Source organism: Paenarthrobacter sp. 10N417 (genome assembly GCF_056394745.1).
In genome coordinates, this window is the sequence record NZ_JBFTIL010000017.1 from 48,774 (window position 1) to 69,302 (window position 20,529).

Annotated in this window: 21 protein-coding genes; 15 read left to right on the forward strand and 6 right to left on the reverse strand. The window is 59.2% G+C overall.

Features of this window, described 5'->3' with window-relative positions; genetic code table 11:
* Positions 1 to 27: 27 nt before the first annotated feature.
* Complete coding sequence (locus AC1DCM_RS19255; RefSeq protein WP_442003583.1) at positions 28 to 1,299, reverse strand: ABC transporter substrate-binding protein; 1,272 nt, start codon at positions 1,297 to 1,299, stop codon at positions 28 to 30.
* A gap of 135 nt (positions 1,300 to 1,434) precedes the next feature.
* Positions 1,435 to 2,481 (reverse strand): LacI family DNA-binding transcriptional regulator, encoded by a 1,047-nt coding sequence (locus tag AC1DCM_RS19260; protein ID WP_442003584.1) that lies wholly within the window; start codon positions 2,479 to 2,481, stop codon positions 1,435 to 1,437.
* Between the two features lie 434 nt (positions 2,482 to 2,915).
* Here AC1DCM_RS19260 and AC1DCM_RS19265 point away from each other — a divergent pair, with 434 nt between their 5' ends.
* From AC1DCM_RS19265 to AC1DCM_RS19280, 4 genes are read left to right on the forward strand one after another with little or no spacing between them, the layout of a single operon-like run.
* A complete protein-coding gene (locus tag AC1DCM_RS19265) occupies positions 2,916 to 3,389 on the forward strand; it encodes an SRPBCC family protein (protein ID WP_442003585.1) in 474 nt (157 codons plus the stop codon).
* A 33-nt stretch (positions 3,390 to 3,422) separates the two neighbouring features.
* A complete protein-coding gene (locus tag AC1DCM_RS19270) occupies positions 3,423 to 4,304 on the forward strand; it encodes a hypothetical protein (RefSeq protein ID WP_477519374.1) in 882 nt (293 codons plus the stop codon).
* A 42-nt stretch (positions 4,305 to 4,346) separates the two neighbouring features.
* Positions 4,347 to 5,417, forward strand: coding sequence for a LacI family DNA-binding transcriptional regulator (locus AC1DCM_RS19275; RefSeq protein WP_477519375.1), 1,071 nt, complete (start codon positions 4,347 to 4,349; stop codon positions 5,415 to 5,417).
* A 49-nt stretch (positions 5,418 to 5,466) separates the two neighbouring features.
* A complete protein-coding gene (locus AC1DCM_RS19280; protein WP_442003588.1) occupies positions 5,467 to 6,465 on the forward strand; it encodes an aldo/keto reductase family protein in 999 nt (332 codons plus the stop codon).
* A 1-nt stretch (position 6,466) separates the two neighbouring features.
* Here AC1DCM_RS19280 and AC1DCM_RS19285 read toward each other — a convergent pair whose 3' ends face one another.
* The 3 genes from AC1DCM_RS19285 to AC1DCM_RS19295 form a co-directional block, all read right to left on the reverse strand.
* The gene (locus AC1DCM_RS19285) at positions 6,467 to 6,775 is read right to left on the reverse strand and encodes a hypothetical protein (protein WP_442003589.1); all 309 of its coding nucleotides are present in this window, start codon (positions 6,773 to 6,775) and stop codon (positions 6,467 to 6,469) included.
* A 122-nt stretch (positions 6,776 to 6,897) separates the two neighbouring features.
* Positions 6,898 to 8,406 (reverse strand): sensor histidine kinase, encoded by a 1,509-nt coding sequence (locus AC1DCM_RS19290; RefSeq protein ID WP_442003590.1) that lies wholly within the window; start codon positions 8,404 to 8,406, stop codon positions 6,898 to 6,900.
* A 247-nt stretch (positions 8,407 to 8,653) separates the two neighbouring features.
* Positions 8,654 to 8,944 (reverse strand): hypothetical protein, encoded by a 291-nt coding sequence (locus AC1DCM_RS19295; protein WP_442003591.1) that lies wholly within the window; start codon positions 8,942 to 8,944, stop codon positions 8,654 to 8,656.
* A 620-nt stretch (positions 8,945 to 9,564) separates the two neighbouring features.
* Here AC1DCM_RS19295 and AC1DCM_RS19300 point away from each other — a divergent pair.
* The 10 genes from AC1DCM_RS19300 to AC1DCM_RS19345 all read left to right on the forward strand — a co-directional run bounded on the left by AC1DCM_RS19300 (position 9,565) and on the right by AC1DCM_RS19345 (position 17,655).
* Positions 9,565 to 9,786 (forward strand): hypothetical protein, encoded by a 222-nt coding sequence (locus AC1DCM_RS19300; protein ID WP_442016618.1) that lies wholly within the window; start codon positions 9,565 to 9,567, stop codon positions 9,784 to 9,786.
* A gap of 216 nt (positions 9,787 to 10,002) precedes the next feature.
* Positions 10,003 to 10,233, forward strand: a complete 231-nt coding sequence (locus AC1DCM_RS19305; protein ID WP_442003593.1) for a Flp family type IVb pilin — start codon at positions 10,003 to 10,005, stop codon at positions 10,231 to 10,233.
* 88 nt (positions 10,234 to 10,321) lie between these two features.
* Positions 10,322 to 10,696 carry a TadE/TadG family type IV pilus assembly protein gene (locus AC1DCM_RS19310; RefSeq protein WP_216926392.1) on the forward strand — a complete coding sequence of 125 codons (375 nt, stop codon included), beginning with the start codon at positions 10,322 to 10,324 and terminating at the stop codon, positions 10,694 to 10,696.
* Positions 10,684 to 11,715 (forward strand): Tad domain-containing protein, encoded by a 1,032-nt coding sequence (locus AC1DCM_RS19315; protein ID WP_442003594.1) that lies wholly within the window; start codon positions 10,684 to 10,686, stop codon positions 11,713 to 11,715. The genes AC1DCM_RS19310 and AC1DCM_RS19315 overlap by 13 nt, the downstream gene beginning before the upstream one ends.
* 32 nt (positions 11,716 to 11,747) lie before the next feature.
* Positions 11,748 to 12,524, forward strand: coding sequence for a Flp pilus assembly protein CpaB (gene cpaB / locus AC1DCM_RS19320; RefSeq protein WP_442003595.1), 777 nt, complete (start codon positions 11,748 to 11,750; stop codon positions 12,522 to 12,524).
* Positions 12,521 to 13,717, forward strand: coding sequence for a CpaE/TadZ family protein (locus AC1DCM_RS19325; RefSeq protein WP_442016617.1), 1,197 nt, complete (start codon positions 12,521 to 12,523; stop codon positions 13,715 to 13,717). Before cpaB ends, AC1DCM_RS19325 begins: the two co-directional genes overlap by 4 nt.
* A 203-nt stretch (positions 13,718 to 13,920) precedes the next feature.
* Positions 13,921 to 15,231: a TadA family conjugal transfer-associated ATPase gene (locus tag AC1DCM_RS19330; RefSeq protein ID WP_442016664.1), complete on the forward strand. Its 1,311-nt coding sequence runs from the start codon at positions 13,921 to 13,923 to the stop codon at positions 15,229 to 15,231.
* A 7-nt stretch (positions 15,232 to 15,238) separates the two neighbouring features.
* A complete protein-coding gene (locus AC1DCM_RS19335; protein ID WP_442016616.1) occupies positions 15,239 to 16,171 on the forward strand; it encodes a type II secretion system F family protein in 933 nt (310 codons plus the stop codon).
* Between the two features lie 8 nt (positions 16,172 to 16,179).
* Complete coding sequence (locus AC1DCM_RS19340; protein WP_477519376.1) at positions 16,180 to 17,064, forward strand: type II secretion system F family protein; 885 nt, start codon at positions 16,180 to 16,182, stop codon at positions 17,062 to 17,064.
* Between the two features lie 117 nt (positions 17,065 to 17,181).
* Positions 17,182 to 17,655 carry an Hpt domain-containing protein gene (locus AC1DCM_RS19345; protein ID WP_442016614.1) on the forward strand — a complete coding sequence of 158 codons (474 nt, stop codon included), beginning with the start codon at positions 17,182 to 17,184 and terminating at the stop codon, positions 17,653 to 17,655.
* On the opposite strand, the gene AC1DCM_RS19350 is transcribed toward AC1DCM_RS19345, so the two are convergent.
* Entirely contained in the window at positions 17,652 to 18,425 is a 774-nt protein-coding gene (locus AC1DCM_RS19350) for a response regulator transcription factor (protein WP_442016613.1), read from the reverse strand. The genes AC1DCM_RS19345 and AC1DCM_RS19350 overlap by 4 nt on opposite strands.
* Positions 18,426 to 18,638: 213 nt before the next feature.
* Between AC1DCM_RS19350 and AC1DCM_RS19355 the strand changes: the two genes are divergently transcribed.
* Complete coding sequence (locus AC1DCM_RS19355) at positions 18,639 to 20,321, forward strand: sensor histidine kinase (RefSeq protein WP_442016612.1); 1,683 nt, start codon at positions 18,639 to 18,641, stop codon at positions 20,319 to 20,321.
* The last annotated feature ends 208 nt before the right edge of the window (positions 20,322 to 20,529 follow it).

Sequence of the window (20,529 nt, forward strand, 5' to 3'; positions counted from 1 at the left end):
ATTAGGCGCCGCACCTGTTCCGTTCAACTATTTGGCGTCGACGATCTTCTGGACTGACGCCTGGGTTTCCTTGAGCAGATCCTGAATGTTCTCGCCAGCCACAGCGCGCTGTGTGAGCTTGTCGACGGCGGTCAGAACGTCCGTGCTGTTCACGACGCCGGGCAGGAGCGGGCGGCCGAACTCAGACTGCTTGGTCAAGGCTTCTACTACGGGGTTGGCAGCGACATCAGATGCGGGGATGTCCGAGCGCAGCGGCGGCCAACCCGAACCCAGGGACCAGGCCGTGGCTTGTTCCTTTTGCAGGAAGTACGTGAAGAACTTCTGTGCTGCCGCGGCTTTCGCCTCGTCCTTCTGCGTTGTGATGCCCATCGAAATACCGATGGCGGACGCTGCCTGCTCCTTGGGACCGGCAGGGACGGCGGCAATGCCGTAGTCGATCTTGTTTTCAGTGGCGATGGAAGACATCCACGGCCCGCCAAGGTACATCGCTGCCTTGCCGCTGCTGAAGAGCTTGTCACCGGCGATACCGTCCAGGCCGGCTGGTGAGATCTTGTCGTTCCGGATGGCGTCCACCCATGTCTTGAGCGTCTGGGCATTCTCCGGCGAGTCCACTACAGCTTTGCCATCCTTGACGACGTTTCCGCCGTTGCCGTAGAAGAGGGAAGGCCAGACGCCGTTGGCTACAGTTGCGTGGTCAGGCAAGCCCAGCCCGTACTGTTCTGGAGTTCCGTCGTTGTTTTCATCCACGGTCAGCTTCTTGGCGGCGGCGATCCATTCGTCCCAGGTGGTGGGCGGGGTAGTGATTCCAGCCTTGGCGAACAGGGACTTGTTGTAGAACATCGCCAAGGGAACGAAGCCGGATGGAACGCCGTATTTGTGGCCGTTGACGGTTTCCATGTCCGCGGCGGCGGGAATCAGCTTGTCGAGGTTGCTGGAGGGATTCTTGTAGAAGTCGTCCAGTTGAACGAAGGCCCCTTTGTCAGCGTAGACGGGGAGCCGTTCGGCCGGCATCGCCACGATGTCCGGGCCCTTCCCGGAGGAGAGTGCCGGCAAGAGTGTGTCATCAATGACCGACCAGGGATTGGTCTGGACCTTGATGCTGACTTCATTCTGTGAGGCGTTGAAGTCGTCCACGATCTTGTTCAGGACCTTCCCGTCAGCCTCGGTGTAACCGTGCCAGAACGTGAGTTCCGCTTTGGCGCCGTCTTTGCTTTCCCCGCTTGCGCCCCCGCCCGAACAGGACGTTAGCGCTAACGACGCTGCTGCGACGACGGTGAGCAATGTGAGCGACCTTTTCATGTCAGCCCTTTCGTGAATGGGACAGCCATGTCCCCAAAACCTGCTGTCAACGATTTAGGTAAACGTTGTACGTAAACGTTGTATCAAGCATGCGCCGTGCTTCGAGAGGGGTCAAGACCTCAGTGCATTTTTATTTCAAGCGGCAGATGTTGCCAAGGATGCGCTGTCCTGAGATCCGCCGGAAGACTCGCGGATTTGGAGGGAGAAGCCCGTTTCGATCTCGTTCGCCTCCGGCTCGTCGCCGCTCTCTATGCGACGCAGGAGCATCTCAACGGCTGCCTCGGCGATCTGGTCCCGCCGTGGATTGATGGTGGACAAAGTTGGCAAGGAGTATTGCGTTTCATCCAGGTCATCAAAGCCGACAATCGCAACGTCTTCCGGGATGTGCAGCCCGGCCTCTTGAAGGACGCGCATGGCGCCCAGCGCCAAGGTGTCATTGAAGGCGAACACCGCGTCAAAGTCCAGTCCGTCAGCGAGCATCCGGGTCATTGCGGCGGCACCGCCTCTGCGGTGCCAGGAATCCGCGTAGCGAACCAGCTTAGGATCGAAGGGCAGCCCGGCTTCTTCGAGTGCGGCCTTGTATCCGTCCAGGCGAAGTTCTGCGGACGCGACGATGTCGCCCTCATGGGCACCCAGCGCCACAACCTTGCGTCGGCCGATTGCCAATAGGTGCTCGGTGGCGGACTTTGCTCCGGCCGTGTTCGCCATCGTGACCCGATCCACTCGACCTTCGAAGGATGTATCACCGAGGACAACCAGCGGAGTGTCCACTCCCTTCAGAATTTCCGTGTCAGCAGATCCCAAAGTAAGCGAGCTATAGATAATGCCGTCCACCATGTGCCGGTGTTGGCCACGAAGTGCGGCCAGCTCATTTTCACGACCGCTGCCGATCGGTTCAATAAGGACAGCGATTCCCTTGGCGGCAGCGGCACGCATGACGGCGTCGGCAAGTTCAGCAAAATAGGCCGTGGTGAGATCCGGAATGATGAGGCCGATGACTCCAGTACGCCCGGACCTCAGGTTCCTCGCAGAGAGGTTGGGCCTGTACCCCAGCTGGTCAATGGCTTCCTGGACCCGTGCCCGCGTTTCCGCGCGCAGCTGCGGATGGCCATTAATGACGTTCGATACCGTCTTGATGGAAAAACCGCTGACCCTGGCGACGTCCCGGATTGTGACAGACATGGCCGCTCCCTTCCCTGCGCAAAGGGCCGGAATCGCCCTGATCACAGGGTACAACGTTGGAAGCAAGACGGTACAACGTTGGTAGTGCTGTCTCCGGAAACAACTGAAAATTGCTGCCGAAGAAGGCACTTTTGCCTCCACGTCCCGGGGCTCCTCGGATGCTTGCCCCACAACATATCGAGGTCTAGCCTAAGAGCGGGAGCAGGTCCAGAGGTGGGCAGCAGCCTCCCTTTCTTGAGGAAACAGTCGATGTCGATCATCTCTGATCCCTACCTCCCCGGCGACTGTCCATCGCCCGGACGAAGTCCATTCGACTATCCTCAGGTGCTCCACTTCCCGGAGATCACAACTATTGAACCGACGCGTACTCCAGCGCGCCTCGGGGGTCTACCGCTGTCCGCTGTTTGCGGGCCGCTTCAACAATAGGAGGAAAAATGGAAACCGTTGAAGAAACCATTGATGTCGCTGTCCCAGTCCACACTGCCTATAACCAGTGGACCCAGTTTGAGTCCTTTCCGGAGTTCATGTCCGGCGTGGAGGCCGTAACCCAGCTGAGTGACACCACCAACCACTGGGTCACCAAAATCGCTGGAGTGGAGCGCGAATTCGATACCGAAATCGTCGACCAACAGCCTGATGATCGGATCGCCTGGCGCAGTACCGACGGGAAGTCCCATGCCGGCGTCGTGCGGTTCACCCGGATGGATGATAACCACACCAAAGTCAACGTCCATTTCGAGTGGGCACCGGAAACTGCAACCGAGAAGGCTGGTGCGGCACTGAAGATCGACGAGATGCAGGTCAAAGCCGATCTACGGAAATTCAAGGACTTTATCGAATCCCGTGGAACGGAAACAGGTGCTTGGCGCGGTGAAGTTGAGGACACAGGTCCTGGCGGGCAGCTTTAGAAAATCCCGACGTTCACCGGAAGGCATTATCTGATGCGAAAAGTTCCAGCGCTTGCAGTTTTTGCAGTTGCAGCAGTGGCTTTGGCGGCGTGTAGCGGCGGTGGGGGCAGCACGGCAAGTCCTTCTTCTGCCACCACCTCGTCAGCCTCCACCTCGATGCCGGCTCAGGACAAGGTCTACACCGAGGACGAATTGCGGGACCTGATCTCCGGTATGAAGGATGGAGATGGCAACGAGCTCAAGCTCTATTCCAAGGAGCAGGTAGGCCAAGGCGGCAAGATCGCCGATCTCCTTTTGAATACGGCAAGCGTCGATCCTCAGGATTGCAAGGACATCGCCACGGCGGGGCTGGTAGACAAGGTTGAACACGGAGATGTTGCCGTCGCCCTGTCTGACAGTGATCAGCCCCGGTCCTTGTCCGCGCAATCTGGTAAAGAGGGTCCGGACGAGGAGAAAGTTCTCAAGGACATCAGCGGCAAAATGGACAAATGCGCCAAGTTCACCGTGAAAGCCGTGGGTCAGACGTATGAAGTCTCCAGTGAGAAGTTAGACGCTAAGACGAAGGCAAAGGAAACATTCGGAACCGTCAGTACACGTTCCGGTGAAACCCAGAAGAAGCTCATGCAGGTCTCCGCGGCCGACGGGAGGTTGCTGGTGGTCGCCACGAAGAGTGGGCCAAACCTGGGCGATCCTGACCAGAAGGAACTCCAAGACTTGATCAACAAGGTGCTTGAGAAAGCCAAGGGCGGTAGCGAATCTCCCAGTTCAATGATGACCAGTTCGTCCAGCAGCATGACCAGTTCGCCGAGCAGCAAGAGCAGCTTGCCGTCGTCGTCAACGTCGACATCCACACCAACCATGAGTTCCTCGGAGGGCAGTGATACTTCCTCACCGTCAGTAAGCCCATCTCGATAGACCGCTTCAGTTGGTTCGTTTCGCAAGCGCTTGCGTCAATCCTTGGTTGTCGTTACTGTCATTCCCATGTCGTCAACAGTGGATGCAGTCGCGGAACGCGCGAATGTCTCGGTGTCAACAGTCTCGCGTGCCTTGCGGGATATGCCGGGCGTTTCGTTGGAGACTCGCAAGCGCGTGCAACGGATTGCGCAAGAGCTGGGCTATGTTCCATCGCTGGCTGGTTCCCGCTTGGCAACTGGCCGGACGGGAGCCATCGCGATTGTCACTCCCAACCTCTCCAGATGGTTCTTCGGGCAGGTGCTGGCATCGGCGGGGCGTGTGCTTCGCCAAGCAGGCTTTGACGTCCTGTTGTACGAACTCGCGGACACTGCCGCGCGGGAGCGCTTCTTCGCTGGGTCGAGCCTGACCGGTCGAGCCGACGGAGTATTGGTCTTTGCCTTGCAACCGACTCCGGAGGAACTAGCCGCGCTCGAAGCCCAGAACTTACCTGTTGCGTTTTTGGGGTCGGGAACGCCTGGCAGGCCTGGTGTTCGGGTGGACGACCACGCGGCCGGGCGGGCAGCAGCACGGCACCTCATCAATTTGGGGCACGAACGCATCGCCTTCATCGGAATCCGCGAGGCTGCAGACAGCACGCTGGGCGGGGTCCCGCCGGCCAACCGTTTGAAGGGCTACCGCGAGGCCCTGACTGAAGCAGGGTTGGAGCCCAGTCAAGACCTTGAGGTCCACGAGGAGAATTCAACGGCTGGCGGATCAAGGGCCATGTCCCGGTTGTTGTGTGCGGAAGTAGCTCCTACTGCGGTCTTTGTGGCCTCCGACGAGATGGCTTTCGGCGTGCTGCGCACCCTGAAAGCGGGCGGAATTGATGTTCCGGGCGACATGTCGGTGGTTGGCTTCGATAACCACGAACTCTCCGAGATCCTCGACCTGACTACCATGGACCACTCGGTCGCCCTGCAGGGATCCGAAACCGCGCGCCGGTTGCTTGCTTTGATCACGCCCGACGCCGGTGCGGAGCCGGATTTGGTGCTGTCCGCCCAGCTGGTTATTCGCGGCACTACAGCGCCGCCATTTCCCTTGCGAGGCAGGCGACCTGCCACGCCACGCACCTAAGAACCACACCTTGTAGCTAACAACCACACGTATGAAAGGGACTTAACCCATGGAATATCGCAAGCTCGGCGCCTCCGGCATGTACATCAGCGAACTGGCCTACGGCAACTGGGTCACCCACGGCGAACAGATCGACCAGGAGGCGGCAACATCCTGCGTACGGCAAGCACTGGATCTTGGAATCACCACTTTCGACACTGCCGACGCTTACGCGGGAACCCGTGCAGAAACGGCCTTGGGCGAAGCTCTCAAGGGGGTTCGGCGTGAAGGCCTTGAGATTTTCACCAAGGTCTACTTTCCCACCGGTGAAGGAAAGAATGATCGCGGGCTCTCGCGAAAACACATGATGGAGTCGATCAACGGCTCATTGCGCAGGCTCGGCACGGATTACGTCGACCTCTACCAAGCCCACCGCTACGACTATGAAACGCCTCTTGAGGAGACGATGCAGGCTTTTGCGGACATTGTCCGGGCCGGCAAGGCACTTTACATCGGTGTTTCGGAATGGACTCCGGACGAGATCCGGGCTGGCGCCAAACTCGCCAAGGACCTTGGAATCAGCCTGATTTCGAACCAACCCCAATACTCAATGCTGTGGCGGGTTATCGAGGAGGAAGTCGTTCCCACCAGCGAGGAGCTGGGACTGGGACAGATCTGCTGGTCCCCTTTGGCCCAGGGCGTCCTGACAGGCAAGTACATTCCCGGCAAGGGGGCGCCAACCGATTCGCGCTTCACCACCGATGACGGAACTCTGAAAGACGACCACAAGTTCATGCGTCCCGAGGTGTTGGAGAAGGTCCAGGAATTGCAGCCCATTGCCAAGGAAGCAGGACTGTCCATGGCCGCGCTGGCGGTGGCTTGGGTTTTGCAGAACAGCAACGTCTCGGCAGCGATCGTGGGGGCGTCCAAGCCAGAGCAATTGGTGGACAACGCCACGGCGTCGGGAGTGAAACTTGATGCTGAACTGCTCAGCAGGATTGACCAGGTTTTGGAGCCGGTGATCGAGCGGGATCCGGGGAAAGTGGAATCGTTCCTGACCCGTCCCTAAGCTAAATGCCCTTCAGCTTGTCTTGAATCGCTGTTCGGAGCGATTCCAGAGACGGCAGGCTCCGGGGCCCGTCCGTCGTCGGATAGATCCGGCAGCTCAGCGCGGGGTCTCCCAGGACCGGAAAGAGGTCCAGTCCGTCGATCTGGAACGTGGGGGAGCCGTGGAATCCGAGCGAGGCTGCTTCCTCGTCGGAGTCCACCACCACGTGCACCATGCCGGAAATCCCGGCCAGCGCCAGTGCCCGCTCGAAGAGTTCCTGAGCGGCCGCGGTATGGGGACATTCAGGAATTGTCAGCAACTCAGCGCCCATACTCGATTATCCAACAAGCAATCAGTCTGGGTGAGCATCATTCAGTAGTAGGCATGCCTCTACTTTGGCGGCAACCGACGTCCTCTGCACCCGGCGCCCGCGGAGCAGGCGCAACTCTGGGGCTAACGCGGAACCGTGACGGTGACAGTCGTGCCGGAGCCTGGCCGGCTGTTCAATCCGATGGTTCCACCGTGGGCTTCGATGATGGCTTTGCTGAGGGGTAACCCCAGACCCGCCCCGGGTATTGCCGATTCCATTGCCTGATCGGCCCTGAAGAATTTGGTGAAGGCTTCGTCTTGTTCTTGTTCGGTCATACCGATCCCGTGATCGCGGACGGAGAGTTCCACTTCGCCGTTATTTCCCCGGAGGCCGATGACTACCTGGGTGCCTTCGGGCGAGAACTTGATGGCGTTCGACAGCAATTGGTCAATGGCTTTGGCGAATTGGCCAGGGTCCACATCTGCCGCTACATCTCCGTGGATTTGCAGTGCAATGGTGATACCTCTTGCGGCTGCCGCAAGCCTGGCGTTCTTGACTGACTCCTGGAGCAGTTCCGAAACGTTGGTGGGCCGGCGGCGCAGTTCGAGGTCTTCGGAAGCGACAAGAAGCAGATCATTGACGAGGGTCAGCAGACGTTCAGCGTTCCGTTCGATGATGCCCATGAAGGCAGGATTTGGCTGGTCGTCGAGTATTTCCAGGTATCCGAGAATGGACGTGAGCGGAGTTCGAAGTTCATGGGAGATCGTGGCAACGAACTTGTCGCGGGCCGTTTGCGCCTTCACCAGTGCTGTGACGTCGGTGAAAGCAATGATGGAACCCTTCATCTGGCCCGCTTCGCCGAGCAGGGGGCGGGCGGCGGCGGAAAAGGTGCGCTGCTTCTCGCCATCGCCTACGCGCACAAGTCTGTTGGTGAAACTGGCGCCTCGGACAGCAAGATCGGCCGGACTGTTCCGTTCCTCATTGGAGTGAGCAGTCCCAACGGTGAACGGATTCACGGCGTCCGTCGACTCGTGAGCCCATGAACGGTCGGCGCGAAGGCGACGGTTGGTCAGAATGTCAGCACCGTTTGTGTCCATGGCCCAGACACCAACGTTGACGGTTTCAAGGACAGTGTCCAGGAGTTGCGCATGTTCTTTGGTGGCACCATGGAGCCGCACCAACTCGCGATCCTTTCGGTCCATCCGGTCGCTGTGTTTGATCAGCCCGCGAGCAACAGCATGCCCGGTGATGGCCAAACCACCCATGATGGCAGGGAAGACAATCATGCGGATCAGCTCTGACCGTTCAACCTCGTGACCCAACACCAAGGGCGAAGCCACGGTGGCGCAAAGCGGTGCCAGGATGGCCAGGGCCACGTGGCCCTTCCTGGCGCTGACCGACAGCCAAATCACGGGGAAGGCCATGACCAATCCCACGACGCTGAGAACGGGCCCGCCAACCTCGCGCAAGAGGCCCAGAGCGAGACAATCCAGCACGGGGATGAAGACGAAGCTCCATGAAGGGAGACGGTTCCACGGAAGCACGAGGCATGCCGCCAGGATCACGATGTGCAGAAAGAGGACCAGGAAGAACGCCGGATGCAACAGGCTGGCGGGGTTGAAGAGAAGGGCCAGGAAAACAATCAACGTCACTATCGCCACCATCGGCAGCTGACACAACACAATCGCCCTGCGCCTTGCGATTCTGCTGAAGTAATCCTCCAACGGCAAGAAAACGCTATCCCCCATAGCCAAGCACCATCCATCCCCCAGATCTGAAAAACCAAGCCCTGCTGCCAAGCATAGTCCCGCTCAAACCTCCAACGCGGGGTCATTTAGGGCCCGTCGCGACGGGATTTATGGGCCGTAACTGACCCCGCGTTGCGGAGATGCGTTCGGGTCAGGCCTGTTTGCGGCTCGCGATCTCGTCAGAGAGCTGCTGCACTCGGGTAGGGTCCGCGTCCTGGGCAAGGGCGACGTAGTGATCCATGATCGCCGGCCGGTAGCGCACAGGCAACGTCTGTCCTGGGGCGAGCCGGGTGAGAGCGGTGATCGTGAGGTCTTCGTCTGCAATGCCGCGGAACGATATGCCGTCGGCGGTCTCCACGTCGAACATCAGGACCACGCGTGGATTGCTGTTGACCTCCCGCCAGTCGACGAGAACGCCGAGCGCAAGCGCTCCATTGCGCAATTCCGCATTGCGCTTCCGGGCATCACTGCTCAGGAGCGGATTCGCGGCGACGCCCGGGAAGTTGGGCCCGACACCGAGCGACTCCCGACTCAGGTCGGGCCCTGAGCTCGTCCATCAGATCGTTGAGCGTCTGCTTCTTTGAACCGAACATCCTGCCCCTTCGCTGACACCGGTGCCGAAAATCCTTGGCCATGCGCTTCGCCCTCACCGCGAGTGTACATCGCCCAACGCGGGGTCACTTCGGGCCCATTCCGAGGGGATTTATGGGCCGTAACTGACCCCGCGTTGTGGAAAGTCCGGCCGTACTGGACCAAGTACCCGGCAAGTAACCAAGTAGTCGGGCTGGCCGGAAACGAGTACCCACTACTCGTGACGGGCCCCTCCGGCAGCCGATTCAATGGAGCACAGAGGATCTGAAATGACGTTTGTTGGAGGGGTTTACGTTGAGTACAGGAATGGAATCGGCCGCAATGTTCGCGGGGTCGCTGCCCGGGCTTCTCCTTATGTCCGTGGGGCAAATAATGGTAGTGGTGTGCCTGTGTTTCGATATGGTGCGTGCGCTGTCCGTGCCAAGTTCACGCCCCCGGTACGTGGCTAATACGATCTTCAGGACGTTGGCGGTGCCTTCCATCCTTGTGATGGGGATCAGCGCGCTCGCTGAAGCGGTCAGCTGGTCATGGATTCAGGTGGCCATGAGTATGGCCGTGCTGGTGATGATCATCTTCCGCTGGCACTACAACAAGGATGAAGACAACTGGTGGAAGGGCAAGGGCAAGAAGTTGGCCCGGTGGGCGCGTAAGCAGCTCTCGGCACCACCCGTGGTTGCGCCTGCAATGGGCTGACGAAAACTCCAGGATAAGGCCGTGCCAATGATGGCGCGGCCTTTTTTGTGCGGGTAAGGCAAGGGAATTCCTAGGATTAGCGCAGGAAATGCGCAGGTTCCAGAGGCTTTCCACAGGAAGTCCCAAGGACTCCGAGATGGGCCTCTCTCCGTTGCTACGTTGATTGGGAGCTGGTATCGGGCCAGCCCAAATCCCAACTCGCTCAGGAGTTTTCAAATGTTTGTCACCCTCTCCAACATCGCATCCCGCGCCCGTCGTGAAGAGAACGGCGCTACCGCCGTCGAATACGGCATCATGGTTGCGCTCATCGCCGTGGTCATCATCGTTGCTGTAACCCTGCTCGGCGGTAACCTCGTCGAGACCTTCAACAGCTCAGCCTGTGCCGTCAAGGGTGGCACATGGACCGCTACTACTGCCGCCGGCGTCGCGGGTAGCTGCTCAAAGTAGTCGGACTCACGGCGGGTACCCGGGTGGGTGGGTCGGTGGCCCCACCCACCCGTTCCTCTTTCAACTTTTGATACGAAGGCAGATCCACATGCACAGGACATCAGAACGGGGTGCCGTAGCGGTCGAGTTCGCGTTGCTCGCACCCGTCCTGATCCTCCTGGTTCTGGGGATCATGGAATTCGGGCGCGCCTACAACGCGCAGGTCTCGCTCACGAACGCCGCCCGCGAGGGCGTGCGCGTGATGTCCATCGCGAATGATCAGTCGGCAGCCAGGACCGCGGCGAAAAACGCGGCTGTAACTCTGAACCCAAAGCTGGCAGATGCGAACTTCACCTTCAGTGCTACCAGCTGCACGTCCGGCGCGCAGATGTCCGTCACCGTCAAGTACACACTCAGCACCCTCACGGGAATCGCAGGACCGTTCCCGATGCAAGGCGTAGGGGTGATGGTATGTGGCGGATAAAGGGCAATGACGACGACGGCGAACGCGGGGCCGTCGCGGTCCTCATAGCTCTGATTCTGGTTGCGTTACTTGGCTTTGCCGCCCTCGCTGTGGATGCAGGAAAGCTCTACTCGGAAAAGGCGCAAGCGCAGAACGGATCCGATGCCGCCGCCCTGGCCGTGGCTGAGAAGTGTGCCGTCAGCACCAGCGATCCGAATTGCTCGAGTACGTCCCAGATCGCCAAGGACATGGCCAACAAGAATGCTGTGGACGGCCTTGGAAACATCAACTCGGTAAACCTTGATCTGACTAACCGGAAGGTAACCGTGTCCGCCGGCTCCCAGCAAGCGGGTGGTGCTCCAAATGCCGTTTCGCTGGTCTTCGGTCGTGTCCTTGGCATGAATTCCGCGGACGTTGTGACCTCATCGACCGTACAGTGGGGCAGCCCACGTAAGGGAACTACTCCATTCCCCCTGACGTTTTCGATCTGCCAGGTGCAGGGCTACGTTGGCGGCGTCCAGCAGCTTTTGCAGGCTCACGGCACGGGCGCCAACCCCAGCTGCAACTACGGGCCTTCAGGCGCGGCAGTAGAGGGTGGATTCGGATGGATTGTCCAGGATCCTGGCTCCTGCGGTGGCACCATTGACCTGGCGCTGAACAAGGGCGGCAGCGCACCGGGGAACAGTGCGCCGCCAAATTGTTCCACCACCCTGAACAACTGGGCCGCCACCATCAACGCCGGAAAAGACATCATTGTGCTGCTTCCGGTCTTCAATTCCGTCACCGGCACGGGAAGCGGAGCCATTTACCACCTGATCTCGTTTGCAGCATTCAAAGTGACGGGATGGAAGTTCAGCGGCGGCACCACTCTTCCGGACGTTTTCCATAACCAGAGTCCCTATGTTTCCTCCTCGCTGTCCTGCACCGGGAATTGCCGGGGGATCGTGGGGAGCTTCGTCAAATACGTGTCGCTGGCAGACGGCTACACGTTGGGGCCGGTGGATGCCAACGGGGTCACCGTAGTACGCCTGACCAACTAGCTTTTCCAATTTTTGAAGCACAGGAGTGTTAAGTGAAATCACGCTTATTGGCAGGATCGGCAGCAGCGCTGCTGGCGGTCATAGGGGTGATCCTCGTGTTCGTCTACGCGCAGGGCGCGGATCAACGGGCTGTCCAGAATCTTGCCCCTGTTGAGGTCTTGATGGTCAAGGCTCCGATTCCCGCCGGCACCCCGGTAGAGGCCATGAAGGCTTCCCTGGCTGCCCAGCAGCTTCCGCAGTCTTCCGTCCCCGCATCGGCACTCAAGACGCTGGGCGATTCAACCGGAAAAGTTGCTGCCGTGGACCTCGTTCCGGGCGAACCATTGGTGGCCGAGCGCCTTGTAGCTCCGGAGGCACTGAAGACTCCGGGGAACGTCGCAGTGCCTCCCGGAATGCAAGAGGTCTCATTCCAGGTGGAGCCTGTGCGTGTGGTGGGCGGACGGGTGGTTCCTGGTGACCACGTCGGGATTTTCATTTCCATGGAAAGCGGTGGAATCGAGTCCAAGCCCGATAAGGAAACCACCCAATTGTCCATTCACAAGGTGCTTGTGACTGCAGTGCAGCGGGCCCCCGAGCCAGCACCTACGAGCCAGCCCAGCCCTGCCCCCAGTCCCGGGACCACAGCACCTGATCCCAAGGACAGCACCCTGCCTACGGGTTCCCTGCTCCTGACCGTTGCAGTGGGCGACTCGGACGCAACCAAGATCGTTTTCGCCTCCGAGTTCGCCAAAATCTGGCTGAGCAAGGAACCGGTGGACGCCCAGGAGAGCGGACCCAGAATCATCCAACGGAGCGAGGTGTACAAGTGAGCCGGTTTGTCCTGATAACGCCCAGTGCTGAATTTGATCAGCGGCTACGTCAAGCCGTTGCCGGCGGCCTCCCCGGAAGTGTGCAGACCTTCTTCACCAGCGTCCTGCCTGTTGACCCCGCCGAGCTCTTCGGCGCCCTGAACCAGGGACAGCTTGAGGTGCTGATTCTGGGGCCGGACGTGCCGGTGGAGGAAGCGATGCGCTTGGCTACGGTCCTTAACGTTCAGGTACCCGAGCTCAGCGTGGTTCTTGTCGCGGAGCCGCAGCCGGACTTCATCCTCCAGGCGATGCGATCCGGCATCCGCGACATCATGAGCCCAGCGGCGGACATGGCCGAGATCAGGGTGACCCTGGAGCGCGCCTGCCAGTCGTTCGCCACCCGTCAGCGGACTTCGGAACCTAAGCCAGCAGGCGCCCCCAAGGGACTGGTGATCGGCGTCTTCTCTCCCAAGGGCGGTGTGGGTAAGACGACCATCGCCACGAACATTGCTGTGGGGCTGGGCAAGATAGCGCCGATGAGCGTAGTCATCGTGGATCTGGATTTGCAGTTCGGGGATGTCGCCTCGGGGCTCTACCTCAATCCGGAGCACACTGTTACCGACGCTGTCACACCGTCGGCCAGCCAGGATTCCCTGGTACTCAAGGCCTTTCTCACGGTCCATCCGGCGAGCATCTATGCCCTTTGTGCGCCTAAGAACCCCGTTGAAGCAGATGAAATTACTCCGGAACAGGTGGCTCGGCTGCTTGAGCAACTTGCCGAAGAGTTTCAGTACGTGGTGGTTGATACAGCCCCTGGACTGCCTGAAATCGGCCTCGCAGCGCTGGAGCAGTGCACCGATGCGGTGTGGGTGTCAGCGATGGATGTACCAAGTGTTCGGGGCCTGCGCTCCGGCCTGGATATCCTTCGCAAGCTCAATCTGCTCCCGGAAACCCGTCATGTGGTGCTCAACATGGCCGATTCCAAGTCCGGGTTGTCCGTCCAGGACGTTGAATCCACCGTTGGTGCCCCCGTCGACGTGAGCATCCCCCGGTCAAAAGCAGTCGCGCTCTCCACCAACCGGGGAATTCCAGTGCTTCAAGAGGGGGCGAAGGACCCGGCAATCAAGGGCTTGAACCATCTCGTTGAACGCTTCAACCCCGCATGGCGGGCCTCGGCCCAGCGAAAACTGCACAGAAGGGTGGTAGTCCAGTGAAGCTGTCCGAACGTCTGCGTGACGCCGAAGAAGAATCCGCCGGTCCAGGGACTGCGCTTGGGCAAGGACCAAAGCCACTCCCGACGACGAACCCCACCTTTGCGCAGGCCGCACAGCAGGCCAAACCAAACCTTCAAACGAAGGCCACGGTTGCGTCGAAGCCTCACCTCTCGGTGAAATTGGCTGATCATCCGGACGCTCCGATGCCAAAGGCCCAGCAGCCGGTGGACGCATTCGCTGCCCTCAAGCGACGGGCTGCAACGGCATTGTTTGAGCGCCTCGGTGCGAGGTTCAACGACTCGGCCTTGAGTGAGCAGGAGCTGCGGACTGCTGCCCGGGAAGAGCTGACCAGAATCATTGACGCTGAACAGGTGCCGCTCTCTCCTGAAGAGCGCAGTCGGCTTGTGGCGGACGTGGCTGATGATGTCCTGGGCTACGGGCCACTGCAACGCCTGCTGGATGACCCCGAAGTCACGGAGATCATGGTCAACAGGATGGACCAGATTTACGTCGAACGGCGCGGCAAACTGATCCTCACTGATTCGGGATTTAGCTCCGAAGATCATCTGAGAAGAGTTATCGAACGCATCGTCTCCAAGGTGGGACGCCGGATCGATGAGTCATCCCCGCTGGTTGACGCCCGGTTGGAGGACGGCTCACGCGTCAATGCCGTGATTCCGCCGCTTGCTGTTGGCGGCTCGTCCCTGACCATCCGAAAATTCAGCAAAGTGCCTTTGACCATCAGGAATTTGATCGACTTTGGCACGCTGACCCCGGAAATCGCCGAACTTCTGAATGCCTGTGTCAAAGCGAAACTGAACATTATTGTTTCCGGCGGTACCGGAACCGGCAAAACCACCTTGTTGAATGTCCTGTCTTCTTTCATCCCTGAGGACAACCGCATAGTGACCATTGAGGACGCCGTGGAGCTGCAGATCCAGCAGCAGCACGTGGTCAGGCTTGAGAGCCGGCCACCAAACACGGAGGGCAAGGGCGAAGTCACGATCCGGGAGCTGCTCCGAAACTCCCTCCGCATGCGGCCTGACAGGATCGTGGTGGGCGAGGTGCGTGGGGGAGAGTCGCTGGACATGCTGCAGGCCATGAACACAGGGCACGACGGCTCACTCTCAACGGTGCACTCGAATTCTCCACGAGACGCCGTGGCCAGGCTTGAAACGCTGGTTCTTATGGCTGGAATGGACTTGCCACTGCGGGCAATCCGCGAGCAGCTCGCGTCCGCCGTGAATCTCATCATCCAAATTTCGCGTCTCCGCGATGGAACCCGCCGGATTACCCATGTGACTGAGGTTCAAGGCATGGAGGGCGATATCGTCACACTCCAGGACGCGTTTGTTTTCGACTATTCGGCCGGCGTTGATGCTCACGGTAGGTTTCTGGGCCGACCGGTATCTACGGGCATCCGTCCCCGGTTCATCGACCGTTTCATGGACTTGGGCATTCATGTTTCGCCCGAGCTTTTTGCGGCTCCACTGACGTCGACGCCGAGGACGTGAGCGCGCCATGATTCTTTTCTTTGGGCTGGCCCTCATGCTGTCAGCCATCGTGCTGTTCGGAGTAGCCGTCATTCTGCCTAAGACCCCCGAGGTTCCGCTGGACCGGAGGAGGCCCTACCAGGTGCTTCCCGGTTCCCATCTGACGCGATTTACCGGGTCCGCCACGGACATGATTCATGGTGTATTGACGCGGCGCAACGTTCGGCTTTTCAACCGGGAACAGCTCGACGACGCGGGTGTGCGAATGAGCCAGGCGGACTTCGTCGTTTTGGTGATTGCAGGCGCGGTGGTAGGAGCTTTGATCGGGTTGGTTGTCGGCGGCATTCTGGTCGCGATTCTCCTCAGTGTCCTGGCACCCTTCGTGGCCCGGCTGGTCCTGAAGTTCCGCGCGGGCAAAAGACGTGACAAATTCGAGGATCAATTGGGTGACACACTACAGCTGCTTTCTGGTGGACTAAGGGCTGGCCACAGCATCCTCCGCGCCATCGACGCCGCGGCTGCGGAATCAGTCAGCCCCACATCCGAAGAAATGCGCAGGGTCATCACGGAGACAAGCCTGGGACGGGACTTGCAAGCTTCCCTGAACGATACGGCGGAGAGAATGCGAAGCGAGGATTTCGTATGGATAGCCCAAGCGATCCAGATCAACCGCGAGGTGGGTGGGAACCTCGCAGACGTGCTGGACCAGGTGAACGACACCATTCGCGAACGCAGTGAAATCAAAGGACACATCAAGTCCCTGGCTGCAGAGGGAAAGTTTTCCGCGTACATCCTGATGGCTCTTCCGGTGGGAATCGTCATCATGCTCATGATCGTCAACCCCGGCTATATGAACGTAATGTTTACCAATCCGCTCGGTTGGGTGATGATCGTGGCTTCCGTCATCTTGATGACCATCGGTGGTCTGTGGATGCGCAAGATCATCGATTTGAAATTTTGAGGTGAACCTTGCACCCTTTCCTGCTTTTATCCTTGTTGCTGGTTCCGTTGCCGAGCGCCTATTTCGCGTGGTCCCTCCTTTCAACTGACCGGAGGACCCCGCGGGCAGTCCGCGAGCTGCTCTCCAGGGGTCAAATCGCTATTGAAGTGGAGCAGCAGAACAGGAGCGGGGGCTTGGAGCGCCTCGGATACAGGCTGACCCCTGGTAGCTACGTCCAGAAGCTGGATAGGCTGCTGGCGCTGGCCGGCCGTCCGACCTCGCTTCCGCTTGGACGTGTCCTCGCAGCCAAGCCCGCGCTTGGCCTTCTCGGCGCGATTTTCGGTTTCTTTATCACTACCACCAGCCAGAGCGGACTCATCAAGCTTGTGGGGATCTTTGTGGTCCTGCTGGGATATTTCATTCCCGACCTGATGCTTTATAGCAAAGGTCAGGAACGGCAGAAGAAAATACAGTTGGAACTGGCCAACACGATGGACCAGATGCTCATTTCGGTTGAGGCTGGCCTCGGCTTCGAAGGCGCCATGGCCCGCGCGGGAGAAAACGGCAAGGGACCGCTGGYGGAAGAAATCGTGAGGACACTCCAGGACATGCAGGTTGGGCGGAGCCGCCGCGAGTCCTATCTCGCGTTGGCCCAACGGACCAACATTCCTGAACTCCGAAGCTTCGTGCAGGCGGTTATCCAGGCCGACACGTACGGGATTGCCATTAGTCGCGTGTTAAAAGTTCAGGCGAAGGTTATGAGGGTTAAGCGCCGGCAACGCGCCGAGGAGAAAGCGATGAAGCTTCCGGTAACAATTCTCTTTCCCCTGCTATTCTTCATCTTTCCGGTCCTGTTTATTGCCATTCTGGGACCAGCGGTCATCAACACTATAACAACGCTCAGTGGTGGATGAAGCAGCGCAGTTAATTTGCATATTAAAAGTAACTCAAGAAATCAGGAGGGGCTGAGGATTTGCTCAAGATTAGCGCAAGATCGGTTTAAATCTGAGTTCAGGAAGTAGCATCGGGTTATGTTCAGTTCAGATTTCAGTGAGGTCGACGAGCGTGGGGACTCCGACCATATCGGCCCAGCGGAGGGTTCCACGTGGAAGCCCGACGCCGATCGGCGGCCGATATTGGACCTTGCGGAATTCCAGCTCTTGGAAGATCAGGTGGGCGATCCTGGCATAGCTCGCAAGTTTGCAAGCGACTTTGCCCGGCTCTGGCGAGTACGGTACGAAAGCCTCGCCACCGCCGTCGAACATGGCGACGAAGCCGCGGCACTGGACACGATCTTGAGCCTCAGAACCTCTTCTGCCATGGTGGGCGGCGTTCGCCTTTCGGTTCTTGCAGCCCTGCTTGAGGAACACATTCTGAACGGTGAATTACGCAATGCCCAGCCTCTCCTTGATGAGATTGCCGAGTGTGGTCAGCGCACGGTCAAGGAGCTAAGGAAAAGCTACGTACTAAGGAATGAAAGTCCGGAACCGGACCCCATTTCCTAATCCGGTCTTTTCGGTGCCAGTCGATAGCCGACTCCCCGGATCGTCTGCAGAAACCGCGGAGATTGTGAATCTTCGCGCAGTTTTCGGCGAAGATTTCCAATGTGGGTTTCAACGGCCCGTTCGTCGGCCTCGCTGATATAAGCGTCGTCGTCGTAATAATCACCACGGGCAGCACGGACCAGGTCAGCCCTTGTCCGCACTTCCTCCGGGTTGCGAAGCAACTCCAGCAGCAGATCGAATTCGCTTCTGGTCAAAGTCAGGGGAGAACCATCCAGGGCAACTGTCCGGGATTTGTAATTCAACGACAATCCATTGTGTTCAATGACCGCATCATTGCGTCCATTCGAACGGGCCAAGCCAGTGTCGCCGGCATCCTCAGGCAAAGACAATCCAACGCCCACGCGCGGCCGCCGCATCATCGCTGTGACTCTTGCCCTTAGCTCGCGGGGCAGGAACGGCTTTTTCACGTAGTCGTCCGCGCCCGTCAGAAAAGCGGTCAGGGTGTCCGGTTCGTCTTTGCGTGCAGTGAGCATGACGACGTAGGCATCACTGAATTGTCGGATTCGCCGTAAAACCTCGTGACCATCCATGTCAGGAAGTCCGACATCCAATGTGACCGCCACGGCTTGATGATGTCGGACAACTTCGACGCCTTCACGTCCGGTGGCGGCGGAGTGGACCACAAAACCCGCCTCTTTTAGGATGGCGCCCACCAAGTTTCGGACGTCTTCATCATCCTCAATGACTACAGCAACCCCAGGCTCGTTCATTGATTCCCTCGAGTCGGCGCACATCCCCGCAAGCCCAGCGCAAAGCGGGAAGCGTCACCCAATAGGTACGATACAAGCATTCAAGTTTTATAGCACCTAATATGTGCAATATGCGTCGTCCCAACGTTCCGGTTTTACGCTCCGCCCCGAGCTCTTCCCGGAATCGGCGCGAAACGATATTTGGTCCGTGTCCCCCCAACGAAGGACTCTGCCTTGACTGAGCAGCCTTTACTCCGCACAGCCGCCCGCATCTTTAGAAAACTGACGCCCAGGGCCCGGGTAGCCGTCTGCGAATTGCCTTTGACCCTGGTAGTCGGAGGATTGTTCGTCTCTGCCCCTGCCCTTTGGCCAAATCTCATACAGAACGGGCAGTTTGTCACCGGAATCTTCATGCACGGGATGCTTTTCTTGAGTTGCTTCCTAGTGCCGTGGGAGCGTCTGGCGCCGGGCGCAAGCCTGGCCATCCCCGTCCTGGATCTGGTTGCCCTCGCATTCACGCGAAATGGTGCCTATGGCTCGCTGCCAGGCCTCGTCGTTCTTGCACTTTTTCCTGTGATCTGGTTATCCGCGTCAGGCCTGCGAACCAGGTCCAGCCTTATCATCAGCTTTCTTGGTCCCCTCATCATTGCCCTCCCGCCGTTCATTTCGCACTTGCCAAAACCCCCATCGTCCGACATGTTCTCGGTTATCGTCTTGCCCCTGGTGATGTTTGCCGTTGCAGTCACCATTCGGCTCTCCGGCTCGAATGCCAGGATCCAGCAACAGCGTGTCAGGCAGCGTGACCAAGCTTTGCGGCAATTGCTCGCGGCGAGCAGGGATCGCGAAATGCTGCTTGGGACGATCCTGGACACAATCGACGTCGGAATTGTCGCCGTCGATTCCAAGGGCGAGACGCTTTTGACCAACAACCAACAAAAAGAATTCCATCGCGTGGCGACTCCATCCCGGTCTGGAGCAGCTCCCACACGGGACGAGCTCCTGATCTTTGGCCAGGATCGGCTGACACCGCTTCCGCCCGAAAAAAGCCCCACTCAACGGGCCGCCCAGGGGGAAACGTATTCGGATTACCTGGTGTGGTTCGGTACGGGAACCGAACAGCGGGCAATTTCGACCGCCGCACGCAGCATGAAATACGGCGTCGACGAAGGTTTTGGCGGAGCCGTCATCGTGTTCCGCGACGTGACCGACGTCGTCCAGGCCCTCGCAGCCAAGGATGAACTGGTTGCCAACGTCTCGCACGAATTCGGGTCCCCGCTGACCTCGATCCTTGGCAACTTGGACTTGGTGCTCCGGGGCGATGAAGAGCTCTCGGATAGAGCGAGGACCCGGTTGGAAGTCGCCGAGCGCAATGCGGAGCGGCTCCGCGTTCTGGTGGACGATCTGCTCATGTCAGCCGCGGCAGTGGAGAGCATCCACCTGCGGCGTACCGACGTCGCGGGCCTGGTTGAAAACAGCTTGGTTTCAGCCCACGCGCAGGCCGATTTTGCCAATGTGGGGCTTGTGGCCGATGTACCTTCGCCGCTGTGGGCAGATGCTGATCCATTGAGGTTGGGGCAGGCCCTGGATAACCTCGTTTCCAATGCCATCAAGTACTCCCCGGGTGGTGGACGAGTCACCGTGAGGGCCGCCCGGAACGACGGGTGGATCCAGCTGGAGGTTCAAGATACCGGCATGGGTATGACCACAGAGGAGACGTCCAAGATTTTCACGCGCTTCTTCCGGACAGGTGCTGCCCGGCAGGCCGCCATCCCAGGCGTGGGCCTTGGACTTTCCATTACAAAGTCCATCGTGGAACGGCACGGCGGCAGCATCACGTGCACCAGTACACCCGGAAGGGGCAGCACTTTTACTTTGTCGCTTCCGGCAACGGCATCCAAGGAGAACGTGAAGGCATAGGCCGGTTCAGTGCATAAAGCCGCTGCCGTCCCAGTCACGGTCGTACTTACCGCACCGCGCGCATCGCCTGTAACGGCCGCTGCCATCCTCTGCTGATTCCACGTGCCAGGCGTGGCTCAAGTTCAGTTTGCACATGAGCATCTTGAGCATGGCGCTCTCCGTTCTTAAGCACGCTCAACCCCGCAAACCGTGGTTGCTTCGTGCTCCC

What these genes read in the sequence shown, in the direction of transcription:
- AC1DCM_RS19255 (WP_442003583.1), bottom strand. Translation starts at nt 1,299, where the DNA reads ATGAAAAGGTCGCTCACATTGCTCACCGTCGTCGCAGCAGCGTCGTTA.
- AC1DCM_RS19260 (WP_442003584.1), bottom strand. Translation starts at nt 2,481, where the DNA reads ATGTCTGTCACAATCCGGGACGTCGCCAGGGTCAGCGGTTTTTCCATC.
- AC1DCM_RS19265 (WP_442003585.1), top strand. Translation starts at nt 2,916, where the DNA reads ATGGAAACCGTTGAAGAAACCATTGATGTCGCTGTCCCAGTCCACACT.
- AC1DCM_RS19270 (WP_477519374.1), top strand. Translation starts at nt 3,423, where the DNA reads ATGCGAAAAGTTCCAGCGCTTGCAGTTTTTGCAGTTGCAGCAGTGGCT.
- AC1DCM_RS19280 (WP_442003588.1), top strand. Translation starts at nt 5,467, where the DNA reads ATGGAATATCGCAAGCTCGGCGCCTCCGGCATGTACATCAGCGAACTG.
- AC1DCM_RS19285 (WP_442003589.1), bottom strand. Translation starts at nt 6,775, where the DNA reads ATGGGCGCTGAGTTGCTGACAATTCCTGAATGTCCCCATACCGCGGCC.
- AC1DCM_RS19305 (WP_442003593.1), top strand. Translation starts at nt 10,003, where the DNA reads ATGTTTGTCACCCTCTCCAACATCGCATCCCGCGCCCGTCGTGAAGAG.
- AC1DCM_RS19310 (WP_216926392.1), top strand. Translation starts at nt 10,322, where the DNA reads ATGCACAGGACATCAGAACGGGGTGCCGTAGCGGTCGAGTTCGCGTTG.
- AC1DCM_RS19315 (WP_442003594.1), top strand. Translation starts at nt 10,684, where the DNA reads ATGTGGCGGATAAAGGGCAATGACGACGACGGCGAACGCGGGGCCGTC.
- AC1DCM_RS19330 (WP_442016664.1), top strand. Translation starts at nt 13,921, where the DNA reads ATGCCAAAGGCCCAGCAGCCGGTGGACGCATTCGCTGCCCTCAAGCGA.
- AC1DCM_RS19335 (WP_442016616.1), top strand. Translation starts at nt 15,239, where the DNA reads ATGATTCTTTTCTTTGGGCTGGCCCTCATGCTGTCAGCCATCGTGCTG.
- AC1DCM_RS19345 (WP_442016614.1), top strand. Translation starts at nt 17,182, where the DNA reads ATGTTCAGTTCAGATTTCAGTGAGGTCGACGAGCGTGGGGACTCCGAC.
- AC1DCM_RS19350 (WP_442016613.1), bottom strand. Translation starts at nt 18,425, where the DNA reads ATGAACGAGCCTGGGGTTGCTGTAGTCATTGAGGATGATGAAGACGTC.